This window comes from Streptomyces sp. NPDC050161 (assembly GCF_044460025.1).
Lineage (GTDB): Bacteria > Actinomycetota > Actinomycetes > Streptomycetales > Streptomycetaceae > Streptomyces.
This window is the reverse complement of record NZ_JBITJM010000006.1, coordinates 81,227-103,698: the sequence shown is the minus strand read 5'-3', so window position 1 is coordinate 103,698 and position 22,472 is coordinate 81,227. Positions and strand designations below refer to the sequence as shown.

23 protein-coding genes are annotated in these 22,472 nt (G+C 73.3%); 10 read left to right on the top strand and 13 right to left on the bottom strand.

Going from position 1 to position 22,472, the window contains the following annotated elements:
- Positions 1 to 78 precede the first annotated feature (78 nt).
- Positions 79 to 1,131 carry an MsnO8 family LLM class oxidoreductase gene (locus ACIBK8_RS12860; protein WP_399041778.1) on the top strand — a complete coding sequence of 351 codons (1,053 nt, stop codon included), beginning with the start codon at positions 79 to 81 and terminating at the stop codon, positions 1,129 to 1,131.
- A 117-nt stretch (positions 1,132 to 1,248) separates the two neighbouring features.
- On the opposite strand, the gene ACIBK8_RS12855 is transcribed toward ACIBK8_RS12860, so the two are convergent.
- From ACIBK8_RS12855 to ACIBK8_RS12845, 3 genes are all read right to left on the bottom strand, one after another.
- Entirely contained in the window at positions 1,249 to 2,502 is a 1,254-nt protein-coding gene (locus ACIBK8_RS12855; RefSeq protein ID WP_399042071.1) for a TerD family protein, read from the bottom strand.
- Positions 2,503 to 2,598: 96 nt separating this feature from the next.
- Positions 2,599 to 2,871, bottom strand: coding sequence for a GlsB/YeaQ/YmgE family stress response membrane protein (locus tag ACIBK8_RS12850; RefSeq protein ID WP_393679203.1), 273 nt, complete (start codon positions 2,869 to 2,871; stop codon positions 2,599 to 2,601).
- A gap of 225 nt (positions 2,872 to 3,096) precedes the next feature.
- A complete protein-coding gene (locus ACIBK8_RS12845) occupies positions 3,097 to 3,906 on the bottom strand; it encodes an NAD-dependent epimerase/dehydratase family protein (RefSeq protein ID WP_399041777.1) in 810 nt (269 codons plus the stop codon).
- 276 nt (positions 3,907 to 4,182) lie between these two features.
- Between ACIBK8_RS12845 and ACIBK8_RS12840 the strand changes: the two genes are divergently transcribed.
- Both ACIBK8_RS12840 and ACIBK8_RS12835 read left to right on the top strand, forming a co-directional pair.
- Entirely contained in the window at positions 4,183 to 5,175 is a 993-nt protein-coding gene (locus tag ACIBK8_RS12840; RefSeq protein ID WP_399041776.1) for a 5-dehydro-4-deoxyglucarate dehydratase, read from the top strand.
- Complete coding sequence (locus ACIBK8_RS12835; RefSeq protein ID WP_399041774.1) at positions 5,175 to 6,392, top strand: hypothetical protein; 1,218 nt, start codon at positions 5,175 to 5,177, stop codon at positions 6,390 to 6,392. Before ACIBK8_RS12840 ends, ACIBK8_RS12835 begins: the two co-directional genes overlap by 1 nt.
- 61 nt (positions 6,393 to 6,453) lie before the next feature.
- Here the strand turns inward: ACIBK8_RS12835 and ACIBK8_RS12830 are convergent, their stop codons facing one another.
- The 3 genes from ACIBK8_RS12830 to ACIBK8_RS12820 form a co-directional block, all read right to left on the bottom strand.
- The gene (locus ACIBK8_RS12830; RefSeq protein ID WP_399041773.1) at positions 6,454 to 7,116 is read right to left on the bottom strand and encodes a class F sortase; all 663 of its coding nucleotides are present in this window, start codon (positions 7,114 to 7,116) and stop codon (positions 6,454 to 6,456) included.
- A 51-nt stretch (positions 7,117 to 7,167) separates the two neighbouring features.
- Positions 7,168 to 7,785 carry a hypothetical protein gene (locus ACIBK8_RS12825; protein ID WP_399041772.1) on the bottom strand — a complete coding sequence of 206 codons (618 nt, stop codon included), beginning with the start codon at positions 7,783 to 7,785 and terminating at the stop codon, positions 7,168 to 7,170.
- Between the two features lie 308 nt (positions 7,786 to 8,093).
- A complete protein-coding gene (locus ACIBK8_RS12820) occupies positions 8,094 to 8,864 on the bottom strand; it encodes an IclR family transcriptional regulator (RefSeq protein ID WP_399041771.1) in 771 nt (256 codons plus the stop codon).
- Between the two features lie 119 nt (positions 8,865 to 8,983).
- On the opposite strand from ACIBK8_RS12820, the gene ACIBK8_RS12815 reads away from it, so the two are divergent.
- The 4 genes from ACIBK8_RS12815 to ACIBK8_RS12800 all read left to right on the top strand — a co-directional run bounded on the left by ACIBK8_RS12815 (position 8,984) and on the right by ACIBK8_RS12800 (position 13,022).
- Positions 8,984 to 10,534, top strand: a complete 1,551-nt coding sequence (locus ACIBK8_RS12815; protein WP_399041770.1) for an aldehyde dehydrogenase (NADP(+)) — start codon at positions 8,984 to 8,986, stop codon at positions 10,532 to 10,534.
- Between the two features lie 3 nt (positions 10,535 to 10,537).
- Complete coding sequence (locus tag ACIBK8_RS12810; RefSeq protein ID WP_399041769.1) at positions 10,538 to 11,116, top strand: GNAT family N-acetyltransferase; 579 nt, start codon at positions 10,538 to 10,540, stop codon at positions 11,114 to 11,116.
- A 28-nt stretch (positions 11,117 to 11,144) separates the two neighbouring features.
- Positions 11,145 to 11,849, top strand: coding sequence for a DsbA family oxidoreductase (locus tag ACIBK8_RS12805; RefSeq protein ID WP_399041768.1), 705 nt, complete (start codon positions 11,145 to 11,147; stop codon positions 11,847 to 11,849).
- Between the two features lie 111 nt (positions 11,850 to 11,960).
- Complete coding sequence (locus tag ACIBK8_RS12800; protein ID WP_399041767.1) at positions 11,961 to 13,022, top strand: aminotransferase class V-fold PLP-dependent enzyme; 1,062 nt, start codon at positions 11,961 to 11,963, stop codon at positions 13,020 to 13,022.
- Positions 13,023 to 13,037: 15 nt separating this feature from the next.
- On the opposite strand, the gene ACIBK8_RS12795 is transcribed toward ACIBK8_RS12800, so the two are convergent.
- The 5 genes from ACIBK8_RS12795 to ectA form a co-directional block, all read right to left on the bottom strand.
- Positions 13,038 to 14,357, bottom strand: a complete 1,320-nt coding sequence (locus tag ACIBK8_RS12795) for an alpha/beta fold hydrolase (protein ID WP_399041766.1) — start codon at positions 14,355 to 14,357, stop codon at positions 13,038 to 13,040.
- 107 nt (positions 14,358 to 14,464) lie between these two features.
- Positions 14,465 to 15,364: an ectoine hydroxylase gene (thpD, locus tag ACIBK8_RS12790; protein ID WP_399041765.1), complete on the bottom strand. Its 900-nt coding sequence runs from the start codon at positions 15,362 to 15,364 to the stop codon at positions 14,465 to 14,467.
- Positions 15,365 to 15,469: 105 nt separating this feature from the next.
- Positions 15,470 to 15,883 (bottom strand): ectoine synthase, encoded by a 414-nt coding sequence (locus tag ACIBK8_RS12785; protein WP_399041764.1) that lies wholly within the window; start codon positions 15,881 to 15,883, stop codon positions 15,470 to 15,472.
- A 56-nt stretch (positions 15,884 to 15,939) separates the two neighbouring features.
- Positions 15,940 to 17,208 carry a diaminobutyrate--2-oxoglutarate transaminase gene (gene ectB / locus ACIBK8_RS12780; protein ID WP_399041762.1) on the bottom strand — a complete coding sequence of 423 codons (1,269 nt, stop codon included), beginning with the start codon at positions 17,206 to 17,208 and terminating at the stop codon, positions 15,940 to 15,942.
- A gap of 124 nt (positions 17,209 to 17,332) precedes the next feature.
- Positions 17,333 to 17,899: a diaminobutyrate acetyltransferase gene (ectA, locus tag ACIBK8_RS12775; protein WP_399041761.1), complete on the bottom strand. Its 567-nt coding sequence runs from the start codon at positions 17,897 to 17,899 to the stop codon at positions 17,333 to 17,335.
- Positions 17,900 to 18,352: 453 nt separating this feature from the next.
- On the opposite strand from ectA, the gene ACIBK8_RS12770 reads away from it, so the two are divergent.
- The gene (locus tag ACIBK8_RS12770; RefSeq protein ID WP_399041760.1) at positions 18,353 to 19,453 is read left to right on the top strand and encodes an amidohydrolase family protein; all 1,101 of its coding nucleotides are present in this window, start codon (positions 18,353 to 18,355) and stop codon (positions 19,451 to 19,453) included.
- Positions 19,454 to 19,522: 69 nt separating this feature from the next.
- Here ACIBK8_RS12770 and ACIBK8_RS12765 read toward each other — a convergent pair whose 3' ends face one another.
- The gene (locus tag ACIBK8_RS12765) at positions 19,523 to 20,551 is read right to left on the bottom strand and encodes a bile acid:sodium symporter family protein (protein ID WP_399041759.1); all 1,029 of its coding nucleotides are present in this window, start codon (positions 20,549 to 20,551) and stop codon (positions 19,523 to 19,525) included.
- Between the two features lie 57 nt (positions 20,552 to 20,608).
- Positions 20,609 to 20,965 carry an ArsR/SmtB family transcription factor gene (locus tag ACIBK8_RS12760; RefSeq protein ID WP_393679172.1) on the bottom strand — a complete coding sequence of 119 codons (357 nt, stop codon included), beginning with the start codon at positions 20,963 to 20,965 and terminating at the stop codon, positions 20,609 to 20,611.
- Positions 20,966 to 21,134: 169 nt separating this feature from the next.
- Between ACIBK8_RS12760 and ACIBK8_RS12755 the strand changes: the two genes are divergently transcribed.
- Together ACIBK8_RS12755 and ACIBK8_RS12750 are read left to right on the top strand one after the other, a co-directional pair.
- On the top strand, positions 21,135 to 21,542 hold the full coding sequence (locus ACIBK8_RS12755; RefSeq protein ID WP_399041758.1) for a hypothetical protein: 408 nt from the start codon (positions 21,135 to 21,137) through the stop codon (positions 21,540 to 21,542).
- A 45-nt stretch (positions 21,543 to 21,587) separates the two neighbouring features.
- Positions 21,588 to 22,334 (top strand): SDR family NAD(P)-dependent oxidoreductase, encoded by a 747-nt coding sequence (locus ACIBK8_RS12750; protein ID WP_399041757.1) that lies wholly within the window; start codon positions 21,588 to 21,590, stop codon positions 22,332 to 22,334.
- The last annotated feature ends 138 nt before the right edge of the window (positions 22,335 to 22,472 follow it).

Sequence of the window (22,472 nt, the reverse complement as noted above, 5' to 3'; positions counted from 1 at the left end):
CGTACGGGGCGGGGGCGGGGTGCCGGCCGTGCGGCACGGTGGGCGGAATCCTGGGCGCGCGCGGGTGTTGAAGGGGAGGTGAGCTCGACGATACGGACGACACGATTCTCAGTCCTGGACCGGTCCCGCACCAGGCAGGGGCATCCGCAGGCGGACGCGCTGCGCGACACCGTGGCGCTGGCGCGGCACGCCGAACGGCTCGGCTACCACCGCTTCTGGGTGTCCGAGCACCACAGCGTGCCGGGGGTGGCCGGCTCCGCGCCCACCGTGCTCGCCGCCGCGGTCGCCGCGGCGACGTCCGTGATCCGGGTGGGCACCGGCGGCGTGATGCTGCCCAACCACCGGCCGCTGGTCGTCGCCGAGCAGTTCGGGGTGCTGGAATCGCTCTTCCCCCGCCGGATCGACATGGGCCTGGGCAGGTCCGTCGGGTTCACCGGCGGCATCCGCCGCGCCCTGGGCGCTGGCAAGGACGCCGCCGAGGACTTCGGGGACCGGCTGGCCGAGCTGACCGGCTACTTCACCGGCACCCAGCGCAGCCACCCGCAGGTGCACGCCTGGCCCGCCGAAGGGCTGCGGGTGCCCGCGTTCGTGCTGGCCACCGGCGCGGGCGCGCAGTCGGCCGCCGAGGCGGGGCTCGCGCTGGTGATCGGGGACGTCCGGGGCAGGCAGCGCATGCGGGAGGCGATCGACGGCTACCGCGCGGCCTTCCGCCCCTCGGTGCTGTGGGACCGGCCGTACGTCGTCGTCTCGGGGACCGTCGCGGTGGCCGGCAGCGCCGCCGAGGCCCGTCGGCTGCTGCTCCCGGAGGCGTACGCGCTGGCCCACTCGCGTACCCACGGGGTCTTCCCTCCGCTGCGGCCCGCGGCGGAGGCCGAGGCGGCGGCAGCGGCCATGCCGGAGCGGGAGCGCGGCTTCTACGACGCGGCGCTGCGCGGGCAGCTGTACGGCACGGACGAGGAGGTCGCCGACGCGCTGGGCACCCTGATCGAGGAGACCGCGGCGGACGAGGTGCTGGTCACGACCAGCACCTACGAGCGGGCGCCGTTGCTGGAGTCCTACGAGCGTCTCGCCGGGGTGGCGGGCCTGGCGGGCGCGGGCGGTGGCCGGCGGGAGGCGGCGGACCGGCGCTGAGCGGCGCGGGCGCAGCGGGCGGTACGGGCCGAGCGGCGTACGGGCGCGGGCCCCGGAAGGACCCGTGGGCCCGGAGGACCCGCGGGCCGGCGGGTCCTCCGGGGCGCCGCGGTGGGCTCAGAGCGCGGCGGCGCCGGGCTTGACCATGCCGCGGACCGTGCGTGCGTCGACGAACTCGCCCATGGCCGTCATCTCCCACTCGCCGGAGAACTGCCGGATGAGCTTGGCCATCATCACGCCGGTGCGCGGCTCGGCGCCGGTCAGGTCGAAGCGCACCAGTTCCTCGCCGGTCGTGGCGTCGGTGAGCCGGCAGTACGCCTTGGCGACGTCGGTGAACTTCTGTCCGGAGAAGGAGTTCACGGTGAAGACCAGGCCGGTGACCTCGGCGGGGATGCCGCCGAGGTGGACGGTGATCACTTCGTCGTCGCCCGAGCCGTCGCCGGTGAGGTTGTCGCCGGAGTGCTGGATCGCGCCGTTGAGCACCTGGAGCCGGCCGAAGAAGCAGTTGGCGACCTTCTTGCGGTCCGGTCCGTAGGCGATGACCGAGGCGTCCAGGTCGATGTCCTTGCCGCGGAAGGCGGGCTCCCAGCCCAGGCCCATCGCGACCGAACTGAGCAGCGGGGCGCCGCCCTTGACCAGGGAGACGGTCTGGTTCTTCTGGAGGCTGACCCGGCCCTTGTCGAGGTTGATCTTGCCGGCGCCGGGGGCCGGTGCGGGCGGCGCCGGAGGCGCGGCGGGCGGGGCCACGGGTGCGGCGGGCGGCGGGGCGAGCGGCGCCGGGGCACCGGTGGGCGGCCCCCACTGGCCGGCGGGCGGCGCCGCGGGGGCCTGCGGCGGACCGGCCGGCGGCTGCGGGGCGGGCGCGGCCTGCGGCTCGGGCTCCTCGACGCTGACGCCGAAGTCGGTGGCGATCCCGGCGAGCCCGTCGGCGTAGCCCTGGCCGACGGCGCGCACCTTCCACGCGCCGTTGCGGCGGTAGATCTCGACGACCACCAGCGCGGTCTCCGCCCCGAGCTGCGGCGGGGTGAAGGAGGCGAGCACGCTGCCGTCATCGGCGTTGCGGACGGTGCCGGTCGGTTCCGTACCGGCGAAGGTGGCGCCGGGCGCGTCCAGGCTCGCCGTGACGACGATCTTCTCGATGGTGTCGGGCACCGCCGCGGTGTCGACGGTGATGGTGTCGCCACCGCCCGCCGCCCCGGAGCTGTGGGTCACACCGGGGCCGCTGGGCTGGTTGTAGAAAACGAAGTCGTCGTCGGAGCGCACCTTGCCGTCGGCGGTGAGCAACAGGCCCGACACATCCAGCCGCGCGGGGGCGGTGACGTCCACCGCCACCCGCGCGGAGGTGAGCGGGAGGTTCGAGCCAGGAGTCATAGCGGTCATGCCAGCAGTAACGAACGACCGGCTTTTACGGTTCCATTACCCACAGTCGATCGGCGGCCTCCCGCGCCGCCCGCCCGGCCGGGCCGTTCAGCGCCGGTCGCGGGAGTTGCCGAACAGCAGCCGGTAGGCGATCAGCAGGACGAGGGCGCCGGCGATGGCCGCGATCCAGGTCGAGAGGTCGAAGATGTCCTTCGGTATCGGGCGGTCCAGGATCTTGACGGACAGCCAGCCGCCGATGAAGGAGCCGACGATGCCGATCAGGGTGGTGCCGACGAGCCCGCCCGGGTCGCGTCCCGGGAGCAGGACCTTGGCGATCACGCCGGCGACCAGTCCCAGTACGAGCCAGCTGACGATACCCATGGTGCGTTTCCTCGTTCCTGCGCGGTGCCGCGCTGATCTGCCGCCGCGCCGTGCGCTGTTGCGATGCGCCGCCCGTATGGCGGCGCTGCCGGTGTGACGTGGTGTTTCGGATGTGGTGTTGTGCCCTGAAGGACGCGTGCCGAGGGCGGTGCGTTGCGTGCGGCGGCGGATCGGCCGCAGCGGATGGCGGGCCGGGGGCGCGGGCGGCCCCGCCGCGCGCCCCGGTCAGTGCGGCCAGATGGGCGGGTCGGTGCAGAACGCCCCGCCGATATGGGTGTGTTCGGGGTTGTCCGGGTCGAGTGCGCCCTGGGCGGCGAGCAGGGCGGGCGCGTACGGTTCGGAGTCGTCCTGCGGCGCGTACCCGAGGGCGCGGGCGCTCGACAGGTCCCACCACAGCCGGGTGTTGGCCGACGAGGCGTAGGCGACGGTGTGGCCGACGTGCGGCGCGGTCAGGGCCGCGTGCAGCAGCCGCGCGCAGTCCGCGGGGCTCAGCCAGATCGACAGCATCCGTACGGTCGTCGGCTCGGGGAAGCAGGAGCCGATGCGCAGCGAGACGGTCTCGATGCCGTGCAGATCCCAGTAGAGGGAGGCGAGGTCCTCGCCGAAGCCCTTGGACAGGCCGTAGAAGGTGTCGGGGCGGCGCGGGGTGTCCACGGGGATCGCGGCGGATCCGTCGGCGGGCCGCGGCGTGAACCCCACGGCGTGGTTCGACGAGGCGAAGACGACCCGGCGGACGCCTTCCTCGCGGGCCGCTTCGTAGAGGTGGTGGGTGCCCTCGATGTTGGACCGCAGGATCTTCTCGAAGGGCGCTTCCAGGGAGATGCCCGCGAGATGGACGATCGCGTCGACGCCGCGTACCGCCTCGCGCAGCGCGTCCGTGTCCGCGAGGTCGGCGGTGATCGCGTCCGGGGCGTCCGCGATCGGCCGCTGGTCGAACAGCCGCAGCCGGTAGCCGTACGGCGGCAGCAACGCGCGCATCAGGGTGCCGAGTCCGCCGGCGGCGCCGGTGAGCAGGACGGTGCGGGGTGCGGTCATGGGCGGGCTCCTCGGGCTGAGCTGCAAGGCTGTATGCGCGGACAGCATTCAGATGTGTGGACACGGTAGGGACGCGGATCAGGGCAGGTCAAGACACCGGCCAGGGCGGCCAGTTCGGCTCGCGACGCGGTGGTTTCGGGCCCTTGACCGGCGCGGGAAAGCTGCTCTAGCGTGACGGCGTTCAGAGATATGTACGTAGATCAGAGACGTGCACGACGGTGCACGAGGAGAGACGCGTACGCGCCGCCACACGTACGAGCACGCCAGGGAGAGCCCGTGACCTCAGACCCGCCCCCGGCCACCGCTGGGCGGCCCCGGCTCGCCGCCCGGCTCGACGGGCTGCTGTTCTTCCCCGTGACCGCCTACGCACCCGACGGCACGGTGGACCTGGACGCCTTCCGCGCCCATGTGCGACGCGGCATCGACGCGGGCGCCGCCGCCGTCTTCGCCTGCTGCGGCACCGGCGAGTTCCACGCGCTCACCCCCGAGGAGTACGCGCGCTGCGTCGCCGCCGCCGCCGAAGAGGCCGCCGGGCAGGTGCCGGTGGTGGCGGGGACCGGCTACGGCACCGCGCTGGCCGTGCAGTTCGCCCGGCTCGCCCGCGACGCGGGCGCCGACGGGCTGCTCGCGATGCCGCCCTACCTCGTCGTCGCCGGGGCGGACGGCCTGCTGCGGCACTACCGCGAGGTGGCGGCGGCCACCGAGCTGCCGGTCATCGTCTACCAGCGCGACAACGCCGTCTTCGACCCGGCCACCGTTGTCGGACTGGCCAGGACGCCGGGCATCATCGGCCTCAAGGACGGCCTGGGCGACCTCGATCTGCTCCAGCGCATCATCAGCACGGTCCGCACCGACGCCCCCGACGAGGACTTCCTCTACTTCAACGGCCTGCCCACCGCGGAGCTGACCGGGCCCGCCTACCGCGGCCTGGGCGTCCGCCTCTACTCATCGGCCGTCTTCGCCTTCGCACCCGAGATCGCCCTCGCCTTCCACCGGGCGCTGGCCACCGGCGACGAGGCCACCGTCGCCCGGCTGACGGACGGCTTCTACCGGCCGCTCGTCGAACTGCGCAACCGCGGGCGCGGCTACGCCGTATCGCTGGTCAAGGCGGGGGTGCGGCTGCGCGGCCTGGACGTCGGCCACGTCAGGCCGCCGCTGGCCGAACCGGAACCCGCGCATCTCGACACGCTCCGCACCCTGATCGGGCACGGCCTCGGCCTGGTGGCGGGCGACGCCCCGCAGGCCCCTGCCGGACGGACCGGCCCCTGATGCGCACCGCCGCCTTCCTCTACCCCTGGGACGTGGTGGGCGACCCGGAGGCAGCGCAGCGCCTCGCCGGTCTCGGCATCCGGCAGGTCACCCTGGCATCGGCTTACCACTCCACCCGCGCGCTCACCCCCCGCCACCCGCGCCACCGCATCGTCACCGCCCGGCACTCCGCGGTCCTCTACCCGCCGGACCCGGCGCACTGGGCGGGCCGGGAGCTGCGCCCCCGCGTCCAGGACTGGATGCCGGGCCCCGACCCGTTCGGCGAGGCCGCGCGGGCGCTGGCCGGGGCCGGTCTGGAGGTGCACAGCTGGGTGGTCCTGGCCCACAACTCCCGCCTGGGCGCCGACCATCCGTCATCCGTCGTGCGCAACGCCTACGGCGACCCCTACCCCTGGGCGCCGTGCATCGCCCGCCCCGAGGTGCACGACCATCTCGTCGCGCTCGCGGCGGAGGCGGCGGCACGGCCCGGTGCCCGCGGCACCGAGCTGGAGTCCTGCGGCTGGTACGGCATGGCGCATCTGCACGCCCACGACAAGATCGGCGGGGTGCCGCTCTCCGGCGCCGCGCAGTACCTGATGTCGCTGTGCTTCTGCCCGGTCTGCCGCCGCGGCTATGCCGAACTCGGCCTGGAAGCCGAGGAGTTGCGCACCGCCGTCGTCCGCGCGCTGGAACCGCTGTGGGCCGGGGCCGCCGACCCCGTGGGCGCGGACGGCAGGGCGGGGGAGTGGCCCGCGGTCGAGGCGCTGCTCGGCGCCGACCGCGCGGCGGTGGCACGCACCTGGCGCGACGGGGCGGCCGACGGCCTACGGCGCGCGGCGGTGGCGGCGGTCCGCGCGGCGGCCACCGGGGAGTTCCGGGTCCTGCTGCACGCCGACCCGGCCGCGCACCGCTGCGGGCCCAACCCGGGTGTGGACCCGGCCGGGGTGTTCGGGTACGCGGACGGCGTGGTGGTGCCCTGCGGCGGCGGCGCGGCGGCGCGGGCGGACGCGCTCACCCCGTTCGCCGCGGCGCCCGGCGCGGCGGGCGCCGCCGTGGCCGCCAACCTCACCGTGGTCTCCGGGATGGGCGGCAGCCCCGGCACGCTCGCCGCCGACGCCGCGCACGCCGCCTCGCTCGGCGCCACCGAACTGCGGCTCTACCACGCGGGTCTGGCGAGCGAAGCGGACCTGGCCGCCGTACGCACGGCGCTGGCCGGGCCCGCGCGGGCCCGGCGCTGAACACCGGACCGGGGCGGCTCCCGCGGGCCGCCCCGGCGTATGTGGCCCCCCTGCGCCGCGGTTACCCGCTGCCGGTCAGGTGCGCGAAGACGACGACGTTGCCGCGGTACGCGTGCCGCTGTCCGTCGAAGCCGCCGCCGCAGGTGATCAGGCGCAACTCGGCCCGCCGGGACGGACCGTAGACCTTGGCGTCGGGGAAGTCGTCGCCCCGGTAGACCTCGACCGCGTCCACGCTGAACACCGCGGTCCTGCCGTCCGCACGCCGGACCTCGACGGTGCTGCGCTTCTTCAGCGACCCCAGGTCGTGGAAGGCGGCCGGGCCCTCATCGGTGTCGACGTGACCGGCGATCAGGGCGGTGCCGCGGGCGCCGGGTGCGGTGCCGCCCCGGTACCAGCCGGCCAGGTTCCCCGGCCGCACGGGCGGCGCCTGGAGGGTGCCGTGCGCGTCCAGGCGCAGCGCGGTCAGGGGCGCGTCGATGCCGGCGGCCGGCACCGTGACGCGGAGCGGCCGTGCCGCGGGAAGCGGCGCCGCGGCGTCCCCCGCCCCGGCCCCCGCGCCGTGCGGGGCGACCGCTCGGGCGCCGAACGCCTGGGCGGTGGACGGCTGGGGCGGTGCGGTGGTTTGCGCGCCGGTGGCGATGAGCCAGATCCCGGCGCCCAGGGACGCCACCGTCAGTACGGATATGCCGGTCGTCCCGCCGCTCACACGGCTCCTGATCCCCATCGCGATTCCCTGCCTCCAAGAGGGCGTATCCGAACGGTGTTCCGGCCGGTGTCAGGCCCGCTCGCCGGTACGTCGGCGGCGCAGCATCCAGATGCCGCCCGCCCCCGCGACCAGCAACGCGCCCACCCCCGCGGTGATCTCGGCGGAGCCGGATCCGTCGCCGGTGCTGCCGGTCCCGGCGTGCACCATGCCCCGGGGCGGTCCCGTGGGGGCGTGCGGGGCCGATGCGGCGGGCCCGTACCGCTCACCGCCTCGCCCGTCACCGATCACCGCGCCGTCCGCCGCGCCGGACCGGGTGCCCGCCCCGGTCTTCGTCACCGGGGCGGCGACCTTCACCGCCCCGGTGAGCTGGGTGCCGTCGGGGCAACTGCCGCTGATGCCGTAATTGCCGGACGCCAGGCCCCGCTTGACGGGGAGGGTGGCGACCAGCCGGCCGCCGTCCGCGCCGGGGATCAGGGTGAGGGTGCCTGCGCCCAGCGAACCGGCGTCCACCCGCGCCGGGCCGCCGCCCTGGCAGTCCGCCGTGGACAGCGTCGCGGTGTGCCCGGGAACGGCGGGACGGGGCGCGGCGTCGACCACACCGAAGTCGTCGGCGTGCGCCGGTACGGGGGCGAGCCCCAGAACGGCGACGGCCAGCGCGGACCCGAGGTGCAGTCGAGTGGAGCGCATGCGAGGAACCTCCGCGAAGCGCGGTCGCGGCACGTCGGTGCGCCGCCGGAACGTCGGGGGTTCCGCGCCTTCTGCCTCCGAGATAAGCGGTCCGGCGCGCCCGGAGCCTGCTGACGCCGGGTCAGAACTCGCCCGCCCGGGGGGCGTGTCGCCCGAGCCGTCTCGCAAAGTGCCAGGTCAGCGCGGGGATGTGGAAGGTGTCGGGCGACACGGTGACGTAGGGGTGATCGGGTGATCGCTCTGCGCGCTCGTGTGTGGTATCGGCGGCGCCCCGGCCGTCGCGGGCCGTGGGCGGACCGTCCGCCCGCTCACAGCCGCCGGGTCGCCAGGGTCAGCCGGTCCCGGGCGTCGAACAGGGTGTCCTTGATCATCTGCTCGTGGGCCGGGGTCAGCCGCGCCACCGGCACCGAGCAGCTGATGGCGTCCCGGGCCGGCGTGCGGTACGGAATGGCCACGCCGAAGCAGCGCAGCCCCAGCGTGTTCTCCTCGCGGTCCACCGCGTAGCCCTGCTCGCGCACCGTGTGCAGCTCCTCGATCAGCTGCTCGCGGTCGGTGAGGGTGTGCTCGGTCAGCGCCGCGAGCGTCGGCGGCAGCATCGACCTGACCTGGTCGTCGGTGTACGTGGCGAGCAGCGCCTTGCCCAGCGAGGTGGAGTGCGCGGGCAGCCGGCGGCCGATCCGGGTGAACGGCCGCAGGTAGTGCTGGGACTGACGGGTCGCCAGATACACGACGTTCACGCCGTCCAGGCGCGCGAGGTGGATGGTCTCGGTGGTGTCGTCCGAGAGCCGGTCCAGGGTCGGCCGGGCCGCGGCCACCACTTCGTCGCCGTCGATGTACGACGTGCCGACCAGCAGGGCGCGGACGCCGATGCCGTACCGGGTGCCGGTGCCGTCCGTCTCGACCCAGCCCAGCTCGACGAGGGTGCGCAGCAGCATGTACAGGCTGGACTTGGGGTAGCCGACGGCTTCCTGGACGGAGGCCAGGCTGTGCATGCCGGGGCGGCCGGCGAAGTACTCCAGCAGCTCCACCGTCCGCACCGCGGACTTGACCTGCGATCCACCGGTATCGGCAGCTGACATCGCCTTGACCCCTCTGTTCGGACCGCCATAGAGTCCCAAGTATTCAGTATCCGGGACGCTGTTCAGCATATAGAACGGGATCCTGGGTGCGGCAAGCGTTCGCCCGGGAGGAATGCACGGTGGCAGCAGCGGCAGCAGCACCAGTCTGGAGTGTCGACCCCCGTACCGGGAAGCGTCGCGAGCAGGTTGCGGTGGAGGCCACAGCGGCCGAGGTGGACACCGCGGTACGGGCCGCGCACGCCGCCCGCCCGGCCCTCGCCGACCGCGCCGTCCGCGCCGCGCTGCTGCGCCGCGCCGCCGACCTGCTGGACGCGGCGGGGGAGCGGGTCATCGAAGCCGCCGACGCCGAGACCGCGCTCGGCCCCGGCCGGCTCACCGGCGAACTGGCCCGCACCACCTACCAGTTGCGGTCCTTCGCGGACAGCGTCGACGAGGGCGCCTTCCTCGACGTCCGCATCGACCACGCCGACCCCGCCCTCGCCCCGCCCCGCCCCGACCTGCGCCGCTACAAGATCCCGCTGGGCACCGTCGCGGTCTACGCCGCCAGCAACTTCCCGCTCGCCTTCTCCGTGCCGGGCGGCGACACCGCCAGCGCCCTGGCGGCCGGCTGCCCCGTCGTCATCAAGGCACACCCCGACCACCCGGCCACCTCCGAACTCTGCGCCGCGCTGCTGCGCAGGGCAGCCGCCGACGTGGGGCTCCCGGACGGCGTGATCGGCCTGGTCCACGGCTTCCAGGCGGGCCTCGACCTGGTCCGCCACCCGCAGGTGCGCGCCGCCGGATTCACCGGCTCGGTACGCGGCGGCCGTGCCCTCCACGACGCCGCAGCCGCCCGCCCGCACCCCATCCCCTTCCACGGCGAACTGGGCAGCCTCAACCCCGTCGTCGTCACGGAGTCAGCCGCGGCGGAACGCGCCGAGGCGATCGGCGCCGGGCTCGCCGGGGCGATGACCCTCGGCACCGGCCAGTTCTGCGTCAAGCCCGGCCTGGTGCTGGCCCCCGAAGGCGAGGCGGGCGACCGGCTCCTGACGGCACTGACCGCCGCGGTCAGCGACACCGAGGCCGGGGTGCTGCTCGACCACCGGATGCGCGACGCCTTCCTCGACGGCGTCCGCACCCGCGCCGCGCTCCCCGGAGTCCAGGCACCGGTGACCCCAGGAGCGGGCGGCGAACACACCGTCAGCGCCGGATTCCTCACACTCGCCGCCGCCGCGCTCGCCGAAGACGGAACCCACGACCTCCTCCTGGAGGAGTGCTTCGGACCCGTCACCGTCCTCGCCCGCTACACCGACGAGGCCGAGGTCGCCGCCGTACTCGCCAGGCTCCCCGGCAACCTCACGGCGACCCTCCAGCTCGGCGCCGACGAGAGCGCGGGCCGGGACGGCGCGGGCCGCGGCGCCCGGCTGCTGGCCGACGCCACCGCGCTGGCCGGACGGGTGGTCGTCAACGGCTGGCCCACCGGCGTCGCCGTCGCCCCCGCCCAGCACCACGGCGGCCCCTACCCGGCCACCACCTCCACCGCCACATCCGTCGGCACCACCGCCGCCGAACGCTGGCTGCGCCCGGTCGCCTACCAGGACACCCCGCCCGCACTGCTCCCGCCGGAACTGCGCGAGGACAACCCGCTCGGCCTGCCCCGCCGGGTCGACGGCCGCGCCGAGCACGCGTAACCGGTGTGCCGCGAAGGGCACCCGCTCCGGGTCCGCACGGTCACCCCGTCCGACCTGGAGCGGATAGCCGCCCTGCATGCCAGGGCCCGCGCCGCCCACGACCGGCTGCGGTTCCCCGGCGTGCCCTTCGACGAACCGGCCGAGCGGGCCAGGACCCGCGCCTGCTGGGAACGCGCCCTCGCGGACGGCGACGCGCGGGCGCTGTGCGCCGAGCGGCACGGCCGGATACTCGGCGCCGCCTGGTACGCCACGGGCACCGCCCCCGGCACCGTCACCCTCCACCAGCTCCAGGTCGACCCCGCCCACTGGGGCACCGGCACAGGCGGCGCCCTGCACACCGCCTGCCACCGCGCCTGGCACACCGCGGGCTGCGCCGTCGCCTTCCTGGACGTGGTCTGGCACAACCACCGCGCCCGCACCTTCTACGCGGCACTCGGCTGGCGCCCCGACCCGGCCCGCAGACCCGCCCCCGACGCCACCCACCTCACCCTGACCCTGCCGGTGACCCCGCCCGCCGATGAGACGCCGCACCCGCCGGACACCCCGGGGAATACCCCGCCGCCCGCCCGGGTTGTCCCGTGACCATCCCCCGTACGAGGAAAGTCACCCCATGCGCGTCGAAATCTGGTCCGACATCGCCTGCCCCTGGTGCTACATCGGCAAGGCCCGCTTCGAGTCCGGTCTGGCCGGCTTCGCGCACCGCGACGACGTGGAGGTCGTGCACCGCTCCTTCGAGCTGGACCCGAACGCCCCGGCGTCCTCCGGCGTCCCCGTCCTCGACATGCTCGCCACCAAGTACGGCGTGAGCCGCGAGCAGGCCGAGGCGATGGAGGCCAGGGTGGCCGAAACGGCGGCGGGCGAGGGCCTCGGCTACCGCTCGGACCGGCTGCACGGCAACACCTTCGACCTGCACCGCCTGCTGCACCTCGCCAAGGAGCACGGCGTCCAGGACGCGCTGATCGGCGCGCTCTACCACGCCAATTTCGCCGAGGCCCGCCCCCTCGACGACCCCGAAACCCTCACCGCACTCGCCACCGCGGCCGGAGTGCCCGCCGAGGAGAGCGCCCGGGTGCTGGCCGACCCGACGGCCTACGCGGACGCGGTGCGCGCCGACGAGCGCGAGGCGTCCGAACTGGGCGCGTCCGGCGTCCCGTTCTTCGTCATCGACCGCCGCTACGGCATCTCGGGCGGCCAGCCCGCCGAGGTCTTCCGGCAGGCTCTGGAGCGGGCCCACGCGGAGCGCCCCGTGCAGATCCTGCCGGACGCGTCGGCGGATGTCTGCGGCGACGACGGGTGCGCCGTCCCCGGGAAGTGATCCGATACCGGCCCGCCGAACCCCTTGTGACCTGCGGGAACAAGGAGTCGCGCGGGCCGGTGGCGGCCACCCGCCGTGGACGTGCGGCGGCCGGTGGCGCAGAGTGGGTCCATGCAGCGACACGCGTCACTCGGCGGGGCCGAATTCGCGCCCGAGACCCGCTACCTCAACTCCGCGTCCAGCGGCCTGCTTCCGCTGCGCGCCGCCACCGCCGTGCGTGCGGCACTCGACGAATCCCTCTCGTACGGCAGCATGGGCCGGGACTACTTCGGCTCATCCGCCGACGCCAGGACGGCCTACGCCCGGCTGCTGGGGGTACCGGCCGACCGGGTGGCGATCGGCAGCTCGGTGGCGGTGCGGTCCGCCTTCCTCGCCACGACCCTCCCGCCGGGCTCCGAAGTCCTGGCACCCGAAGGGGACTTCAGCTCCCTGGTCAACCCGTTCGCCGCCCACCCCGGCCTCACGCTCCGCACCGTGCCCCTGGACGAGCTGGCCGACGCGGTCCGCCCCGGCACCGCGCTGGTCGCCTTCAGCGCCGTGCAGTCGCTCGACGGCAGGATCGCCGACATGGACGCCGTACGCGACGCCGCGCGGGCGGCCGGCGCGCGCACCTACCTCGACATCACCCAGGCCGCGGGGTGGCTGCCGCTGCGCGCCGCCGACTTCGACTACGTCGTCGGCGGCGGGTACAAGTGGCTGCTGTGCCCGCGCGGCACCGCCTTCATGGTGTTCGGCGGGGAGCGCGCCGAGTGGCCCGACCCGCTGCACGCGGGCTGGGCCGCGGGCGAGGACCCGGGCGCGTCCTGCTACGGACCGATCGCCGAACTCCCCGCCACCGCACGGCGTTTCGACGAGGCGCACGCCAACTACTGCTACGCGGGCGCCGCGCAGTCCCTCGCCCTGCTCGGCGAGATCGGGGTGCCCGCGGTGCACGCGCACAACACCGCCCTGGCCGCCCGCTACCGCGAAGGGCTGCGCGCCCGCGGCATCACCCCCTGCCCCGCCCCCGGCTCGGCGATCGTCTCCGCCCCCGGCATCGCCGACGCAGCGGACCGCCTGGCCGACGCCGGCGTACGCGTCTCCGTGCGCGACGGACTGCTGCGCGCCGCCTTCCACCTCTACAACTCCGACGACGACGTGGACCTGCTGCTCGACCTGCTCGGCAAGGACTGACCCGCAGCCCGGGGCTCACACCTCCCCGCGCACCGTCCTGATCAGCCGGTCGAGCACCGCGCCCTCGCTCACCCGCAGGCCGTCGTGCTCCCACTCGTTGGTCACCCACACCCGCAGGCCGCGGATCCGTTCGGCGGTCCGCAGCGACTGCGCGGTGTCGACGTACATGTCGTCGAAGTAGACCGCGGCGGCGGCCGGCACCTCATTGGCGGCCAGCCGCCCCGCGTCGTACAGGTCCGGCCAGTCCGTCCGCTCCGCGAGCGCCTGCGCGGTCTCCTTCAGCGGACGCAGCGCCGGGTCGGTGTCGAACATCCACGGATACATCATCTCGCCGGTGAAATACAGCGGCCCGGTGCCGTCGAGCGCCGTGCGCACGGCGAACTCCGGGTGCGCGGTGAGCCCGTCCCGCACCCGCTGCGCCGCCCACCCGGTCGGCCCCGGATCCACCGAACGCTGCCCGTAGATCGCTTCGTGCAGCACGGCGAACAACGGCGTCGCGGCGTACGACAGATGACCCTGCACGGCCTCCAGGAACGCGTCGCCCAGCTCCCGCCCGGCGGTGCCCTGTACCCACGCGTCGGCGACGAGATGGTGCAGGACGTGCGACCCGTTGCCGCTGCCCAGCATCAGGCCGAGCGCCTGGAACGCCTCGACGGTCAGCGTCCCGCCGCCCGGCAGCCGCACCTCGCGCGTGCACAGGTGCTCCGCGATGTCGCGCACCGCGGCCACGTCCTGCGGATAGCGCGCGTAGTGCGCGGCGTTCTTGCGGGCGACCCGCGGATAGGCCGCGCGGTAGACGTCGTCGGCGCTCGCGTCGATCCCCGGCAGCCCGCCGGTCACCAACGCCTCGCGCAGCCCCTCGGGCGCCCGCGAGAGATACGCGACGGTGCAGAAGCCGCCGAAGCTCTGCCCCAGCACGCTCCAGGGGGTGCCGTCACCGGCCAGTCGCCCGCGGAAGTGCTCGGCGTCCCGCACGATCGCATCGGCACGGAAGTGCGCCAGGTAGGCGGCCTGGGCGTCGGGACCGCCGCGCAGCGCGAGCGTCTGCCGGTTGGCGGGCGCCGAGCGGCCGGTACCGCGCTGGTCGAGCAGCAGCACGCGGTAGTCGTCCAGCGCCCTGGCCAGCCAGGACTCCCGGCCCAGCGGGCGCGGCGCGGGGCAGCCGGGACCGCCCTGGAGATACACGAGCCAGGGCAGTTCCTCCCGCTCCCGCCCGGCGGCCACCACCTCGCGCCCGTAGACCGCGATCCGCTCACCGTCCGGAGCGTCGTGGTCGAGCGGCACCTCCTGGACGTGGTCCCTCAGGACGATCCCCGGCAACCGGTCGGCACCCATCAGCACTTCCTCCACTCTCGTCGTCGCACACGGCGAGGCCGCCGCACGGATTCCTCCGCGCGGCGGCCTCGCCACCCGCATGTGCCGGCCGGGCCGGCGCCGGGAAACTATCTCACCGGTGTGAATTCACGGGCACCGATGAACTCGGGACGCCTCACCGGCGCCGCGAACGGCTCCACCGCGGTGTTCTCCACGCTGTTGAAGACGATGAAGACGTTGCTGCGGGGATACGGCGTGATGTTGTCGCCGCTGCCGTGCATCGCGTTGCAGTCGAACCAGGTCGCCGAGCCGGCCGCTCCGGTGAACAGCCGGATGCCGTGCTTGTCGGCCATCTTCGTCAGGACCTCGTCCGACGGGATGCCCGCGTCCTGCATCTGGAGCGACCGCTTGTAGTTGTCCTTCGGCGTCTCGCCCTCGCACCCCACGAAGTGCCGGTGCGAGCCAGGCATGATCATCAAGCCGCCGTTGGTGTCGTAGTTCTCGGTGAGTGCGATCGAGACCGAGACCGTGCGCATGTTCGCCAGACCGTCCTCGGCGTGCCAGGTCTCGAAATCGGAGTGCCAGTAGAAGCCGGAGGCACCGAAGCCGGGCTTCACGTTGATCCGCGACTGGTGGACGTAGACGTCCGAGCCGAGGAGCTGACGTGCCCTGCCGACCACGCGCGGATCGGAGACCAGGCGGGCGAACACCTCGCTGATCTTGTGCACCTCGAACACCGACCGGACGCTCTGCGACTTCGACTCGATGATGGAGCGCGGATCCGCGCGCATCGTCGGGTCGTGGACGAGCCGGTCCAGTTCGGTGCGGTACACCGCGACTTCCTCCGCGGTGAGCAGTTCCCCGATGGCGAAGAAGCCATCGCGTTCGAAGTCGCTCAGCTCGGACGGCTGGAAGGGCCCTGCCGTGCCGGGCTGCGACCACACCACCGGATCCTTCCGCGGAGTGATCACTTCGGTGGATCCACGGGTCGGGTACAGGTCGGCGGTGCGCTCGGGTGCGGTGGTCATGGTGTTGCCTTCCTCTCCTCTCGTACGTGCTCTTGTCCTACGCGCGTATGCGTGCCTTCCTCCACTGCCGGACGGGGCAGACGGGCGGCGTCCCGGGCCTGTCGGCTACCGGACCGCTTCCGGTTCGGGCTCGGTGAGCAGCGGGTAGACGCCGTTCTCGTCGTGGTCCTCACGGCCGGTGACCGGCGGGTTGAAGACGCAGACGCAGCGGAAGTCCTTCTTGATCCGCATGGTGTGCTTCTCGTGGCCGTCGAGCAGGTACATCGTGCCGGGCGTGATGGTGTGCTTCTCGCCGGTCTCGTCGTTGGTCAGCTCGGCCTCGCCCTCCACGCAGAGCACGGCTTCGATGTGATTCGCGTACCACATCGAGGTCTCGGTCCCCGCGTACAGGGTGGTCTCGTGGAGCGAGAAGCCCACGCGCTCCTTGGCGAGCACGATGCGCTTGCTCTCCCAGGTGCCGGATGCGGCCTTGACGTGGCGGTCGGTGCCCTCGATGTCCTTGAAGGATCGGACGATCACGGTGAGTCGGTGCCTTTCTGTGAAACGGATGCGGAGCGGTGGTGCCTCGGGACTGCTCAGGCGCAGTCGCGGACGGCGCGGGCGAGGATCCGCAGACCCTCGTCCAGCTCCTCGGGGGTGGTCGTCAGTGCCGGCAGCAGCTTGATGACCTCGCTCTCCGGACCTGAGGTCTCGATCAGCAGACCCAGGTCGAAGGCGCGCTTGGCGATCTTGTTGGCGAGCGGCTTGTCGGTGCACTCCAGGCCCCACACCAGACCGCGCCCGCGGTACTCGGCGATGGCTTCGGGGTGCTCATCGACGATGGCCTTCAGGTGTGCTTCGACGATCTCACCGCGGGCGAGAGTCTGCTTCTCCATCTGGCCGTCGGCCCAGTAGGTGTCCAGCGTCGCGGCGGCGGTGACGAACGCCGGGTTGTTGCCGCGGAAGGTGCCGTTGTGCTCGCCCGGCTCCCAGACGTCCAGCTCGGGCTTGAACAGGGTCAGCGCGAGCGGCAGGCCGTAGCCGCTGATGGACTTCGAGACGGTGACGATGTCCGGCGTGATGCCCGCCTCCTCGAAGGAGAAGAAGGCACCGGTACGGCCGCAGCCCATCTGGATGTCGTCGACGATCAGCAGCATGTCGCGGCGCTCGCAGAGATCGGCGAGCGCACGCAGCCATTCGGGTCGTGCGACGTTGATGCCGCCCTCGCCCTGGACCGTCTCGACGATCACGGCGGCGGGGGTGTTCAGGCCGGAGCCCTGGTCCTCCAGGAGACGCTCGAACCAGAGGAAGTCCGGGTACTTGCCGTCGAGGTAGTTGTCGAACGGCATCGGGGTGCCGTGCACCAGCGGGATGCCGGCGCCGGCGCGCTTGAAGGCGTTGCCGGTCACGGCGAGCGAGCCGAGCGACATGCCGTGGAAGGCGTTGGTGAAGGACACGATCGACTCGCGGCCCTTGACCTTGCGGGCCAGTTTCAGCGCGGCCTCGACGGCGTTGGTGCCCGTCGGGCCCGGGAACATGACCTTGTAGGGGAGGTCACGCGGGCGCAGCACGATGTTCTGGAAGGACTCCAGGAACGCCCGCTTGGCCGTGGTGGACATGTCCAGACCGTGGGTGACGCCGTCCCGCTCGATGTAGTCGATCAGGGCGCGCTTGAGCACCGGGTTGTTGTGGCCGTAGTTGAGCGAGCCGGCGCCGGCGAAGAAGTCGAGGTAGGTGTGGCCGTCCTCGTCGATCATGCGGCTGCCCTGCGCGCGGTCGAACACGGTCGGCCAGCTGCGGCAGTAGCTCCGCACCTCCGACTCCACGGTCTCGAAGACGCTCAGGTCGGGCTGGGTGATGGTCACAGCATGCTCCAGGGAGATGAGTGGCGTGAGGGAGTACGAAGACTGAGGGGGTGAGGGTGTCCGGCGGTGGCACGGGACGTGCCGGACGACTGCGGGTACGGGGTTGCCGCGGGCGCCGGATCCGTCAGCGCAGGGGGCCGGCCGGTGGTGCGAACGGGCCGATGAGGTGCAGCACCTCGGGCTCGTGGCCGGTCTCGGGGAAGCGGCCGGCGTCGAAGAGCACCTCGCGGTGGTGCGGCGCTCCGTGGCGCTCGGCGAACGAGGCGAAGAGCCGGTTGGACGCGGCGTTGTCCTGCGTGATGGTCGTTTCCATGCGGCGGACGCCCAGTTCGTGCGCGGTGCGGGTGGTCAGCCCGTCCAGCAGTGCAGCTGCCAGGCCCCGGCCGCGGTGCGCGTCGTCGACGGCGATCTGCCAGACGAGGAGCGTGTCCGGGCGCTCGGGGCGGACGTAGCCGGTGACGAAGGCGGCCGGCTCACCCTCGGCGTCGCGGGCGACGGCAGAGGTGGCGGCGAAGTCGCGGCACCACAGGAGGTAGCTGTAGGAGGAGTTGAGGTCCAGTGCCTTCGAGTCGCGGGCGATACGCCAGATCGCGGCTCCGTCCTCCACGCGTGGGGTGTCGTGCTTGAAACCCTCCGGCAATTCCTTGATATCGCTACGGGCACGTGCATGGTCTGCTTGTGCGGCGGTCATGGGAATTAAATTTACCCAGGGAAAAAGGAAATTGCATCGCGAGGAGGGGTTACGCGGACACATGCCTTCATGTTATCGCGCGGGGGCGCCCGAGCGCGCGGGCTGGCGGCCGAATGTGTCGGTTTGCCCTGGAAATCTGGGGCGAAACGGGCGTCCTGTGGGGTCGGTCACAGGTCCGTAACGTCCTTGAGATCCGTCCGAATTTTGGCACTTGCCACTAGCGGAATCTTGGCGTTTGAGGTCCGGAAAACCGGGAAGAAGAATACGGGAAGCTGTGCATTTCAAGAATTGGGAATTCGTCATCGGAAGGCGTTCTTCAGGTCTTGTGGCGGCCGTCGGAAGAGCCCCGAAGGAAAGCGCGGCAGGCATCCCGGTTTCCGGGAAATGGCCGGAGTGTGGCGAGCCGCGAGAGGGCCCGGCGGACCGTCGGGACCGTACGCATAAAGTGCCGTCATGACGTCGAAGAGTGAAGGTGCGACGCTGCACCTCAAGGGGCGGGTCCTCGCCGGGCCGGACGACGTACGCGACGAGATGTGGGTCGTCGGCGGGCGGGTCAGCTACGAACGCCCGCGGGGCGTACGGGACTTCACGACCGTCGACGGCTGGGTGCTGCCCGGCCTCGTCGACGCGCACTGCCACGTCGGCCTGGACGCGCACGGCCCGGTGGACGCCGCGACCAGCGAGAAACAGGCACTGACCGACCGCGACAACGGCACCCTGCTGATCCGCGACGCCGGATCCCCGTCCGACACCCGCTGGATCGACGACCGCGAGGACCTGCCGCGGATCATCCGCGCCGGACGGCACATCGCCCGCACCCGCCGCTACATCCGCAACTACGCCCACGAGATCGAGCCGGACGACCTGGTCGCCTACGTGGCGCAGGAGGCCCGCAGGGGCGACGGCTGGGTCAAGCTCGTCGGCGACTGGATCGACCGCTCGACGGGCGACCTGGAGTCCTGCTGGCCGCCGGGCGCGGTCGCGGCTGCCATCGCCGAGGCACACCGCCTGGGCGCCCGGGTGACCGCCCACTGCTTCGCGGAGGACTCCCTCGCGCCGCTGGTCGAGGCAGGTATCGACTGCATCGAGCACGCCACGGGCCTGACCGATGACACCATCCCGCTGTTCGCCGAACGCGGTGTGGCGATCGTCCCCACCCTCGTCAACATCGCCACCTTCCCCGACCTCGCCGCGGGCGGCGACGCGAAGTTCCCCCGGTGGGCCGATCACATGCGGCGCCTGCACGCGCGCCGCTACGACACGGTCCGTGCCGCCTACGACGCCGGGGTGCCGATCTACGCGGGCACGGACGCGGGCGGCTCGCTCGCGCACGGCCTGGTGGCCCAGGAGGTCGCCGAGCTGATGAAGGCCGGCATCCCCGCGGTGGACGCGCTCTCCGCCACGACCTGGGGCGCCCGCGACTGGCTGGGCCGCCCGGGACTCACCGAGGGCGCACCGGCCGACCTGGTGGTCTATGCCACCGACCCGCGCGCCGACGTCCGGGTACTGGCCGCGCCGCGCCGGGTGGTGCTGCGGGGCCGGGTGATCGGCTGACGGACGGCGGGCCGAAGCCCGCGAGGCCCCGCCCGGAGCGCCGGACGGGGCCTCGTTGCCGTACGCGCCCTACCGTGTGCGCCGCGCGGAGCGGGCCATCCAGGCGGCGACCACCGCGCCCGAGACGTTGTGCCACACCGAGAACACCGCGGCGGGCAGCGCCGCGGCCGGGCTGAAGTGCGCGGTCGCCAGGGAGGCGGCCAGGCCGGAGTTCTGCATGCCGACCTCGAAGGCCATCGCCCGGCTCGCGGGCCGGCCGAGCCCGGCCAGCTTGCCCGCGCCGTAGCCGAGCGCAAGACCGAGACCGTTGTGCAGCACCACCGCGACCACCACCAGGGCCGCCGCGTCCTTGATCGCCGCGGCGCTGCCTGAGACCACGGCGAGCACGATGGCGGCGATGGCGACGACGGAGATCCAGGGCAGCGCGCGCAGCACCTTGTCGACATAGCGGCCCGCCGCGAGCCGCACCAGGAGCCCGGCCAGGACGGGCAGCAGCACCGTCTTGAGGATGTCGGTGACCATCACCCCGGCGTCCACGTCGAGGAACTGCCCGGCGAGCAGCAGCGTCAGCGGGGGTGTGACGAGCGGGGCCAGCACGGTGGAGACGGTGGCGACCGAGACCGACAGGGCGACGTCGCCGCGGGCCAGGAACGTCACGACGTTGGACGCGGTGCCGCTGGGCGCACAGCCGACCAGGATCACGCCTGCCGCCAGCTGCGGCGGCAGGTCGAGCACGGTCGCGATCAGCCAGCCGAGCCCCGGCATGATCACGTAGTGCGCGACCAGGCCGAGCCCCACCGCCCAGGGGCGCTTGGCGACGGCGGTGAAGTCCGGCAGGGTCAGCGTCAGCCCCATCGAGAACATCACCACGCCGAGCATCCACGGCACCGCGGGCGCCCAGCCGGTGAAGTGCGAGGGCCACAGCAGCCCGACCGCGCCGGCGGCGATCACCAGCAGCGGGAAGACCGTGACGGCGCGGCGGGCGGCGCGGTCGGACGAGGGGAGGTCGCCCGCCGGGGGCCCGGCGGCGCCGTCCGTCGGCTGCGGCGGCCCGGACGCGCCGGGTTCGTTCGAGGTGTTCGTCTGCTCGGTGGACACGGCCGCACCCTAACCGCCGTCTCCGTGTACGGGACAACGGATTTCGGATGGTGGACGTCAGCCGGCCGCGGCGTGGTCCGCCGCAGCCGCCCGCAGCAGCGCGTCGAGCAGGCCGGGGAAGCGGGCTTCGAGGTCGGCCGCGCGCAGTGAGATGTAGCGCTCACGGCCGATCTTGCGGGTGTGCGTCCAGCCGGCCTGCCGCAGGATCCGGAAGTGGTACGAGCCGGTGGCGCGGGTCACCGGCAGCTCGATGTCGCCGCAGCCCGCCTCGCCGTCGGTGGCCAGCCGGCACACGATCCGCTGCCGCAGCGGGTCGCTGTACGCCTGGAGCAGCTCGCCGAGCCGGATGGCGCCGGTCGCGGGCTGGTCGGCGTCGGCCGGCGGGGAGGCGCTGGGGGGATCCGTCAGGGGCATATTTCGAAAGCTCTCTAACTGAGTGATAGCGTCCTGAGTCGTCGAACCTTTCGACGACTCTCTAATTATCCACCCGGGGTGGCACCTTCGCGTGCCGTCTTCCGCGTGCCGCAACGGCGCGCCCGTGCGACCGCCGTGGCCACCCCGCCCGCAACCGACGAGGTGACCGATGCCCGGTACGACCCATGATCCCGCCCCCGCGGACCAGGAAGGCGCGGGGCCTGCCTCCGGCGCCCCGCTGCGCACGCTGTTCTGCATCGGCGTGACCCAGGACTTCTTCGCCGCGGACGACGACGAGCGCGCCGCGGTCGCCGCCGCCCTCCCGCCCGCCTTCGGCCGCCTCGCCGAACGCTTCGGCGTGCGGGTGCTCGGCACCCTCGACGACGACCAGCTGATGGTCGGCGCGGCCACCGGCTGGCCGTGGACGTCGTACATCCTCGCCGACGTGCCCGACCTGGACACCGTCTCCGCCGTCTGCGGCATCGTCCGCGACACCGAGGCGGGCGCCGGGCGGCTGTGGCGCTACCTGCGCATCGAGGCCAGGGTCGGCCGCCCGCTGTTCTTCGGCACCGACTGACACCCCGCGCCCCACTCCGTTCCACCGCCACGAAAGGCCCGCACCGTGCTCGACACCGGCCTCGCCGACCACACCGTACTGATCACCGGCAGCGCCCAGGGGCTGGGCGCCGCCCTCGTCCGGGCGTTCCACGCCGAAGGCGCGTACGTCGCCGCCCTGGACGTCGACGAGGAGGCCAACCGTGCGCTCGCCGCCGGACTCGACCCCGGCGGCGACCGCATCCTCCCGGTCCGCGCCGACCTGGGGGATCCCGCGGCCATCGAGGCCGCGCACCAACGCGTCGACGCCTGGCGGCCGGTGGACGTGCTGGTCAACAACGCCGCCCGGCCGCTGACGACTTCGCTGTGGGAGATCACGCCGGAACAGTGGGACGAGGTGTTCGCGGTCAACCTCCGCGGCGCCTTCCTGCTGACCCGCCACGTCGCCACCGGAATGCGCGACCGCGGCTTCGGACGGATCGTCAACATGGCGTCCGTCGCGGGCCAGACACCCCGCCCGACCGGCGCCGCCTACGGCTCGTCCAAGGCCGGGCTGATCGCGCTCACCCGCGTCTTCGCCGCCGAACTCGCCCCGTACGGCGTCACGGTGAACGCCGTGTCGCCCGCGATGATCGATACGCCGATGGTCCGCTCCGTCGGCCCCGAGGCGCTCGCGGAACTCGTCGCGCAGGTACCGCTCGGCCGGATCGCCACCCCCGAAGAGGTCGCCGGGGTCGCGGTCTTCCTCGCCTCCCGCACCTCGTTCGTCACCGGCGCGACGTACGACGTCAACGGCGGCGCCTTGATGCGGTGAAACGGTTGGGGCGCGGGCGGTCGGAAGTGTCAACGGATTCGAATGCAAGCGCTGAATCCACTCATAATGATGAACTCACCTCTCGTGGCTGACTGTTCACCCTCTGTACCTACAGTATGAGTGGGTCGAGGTCGTCGG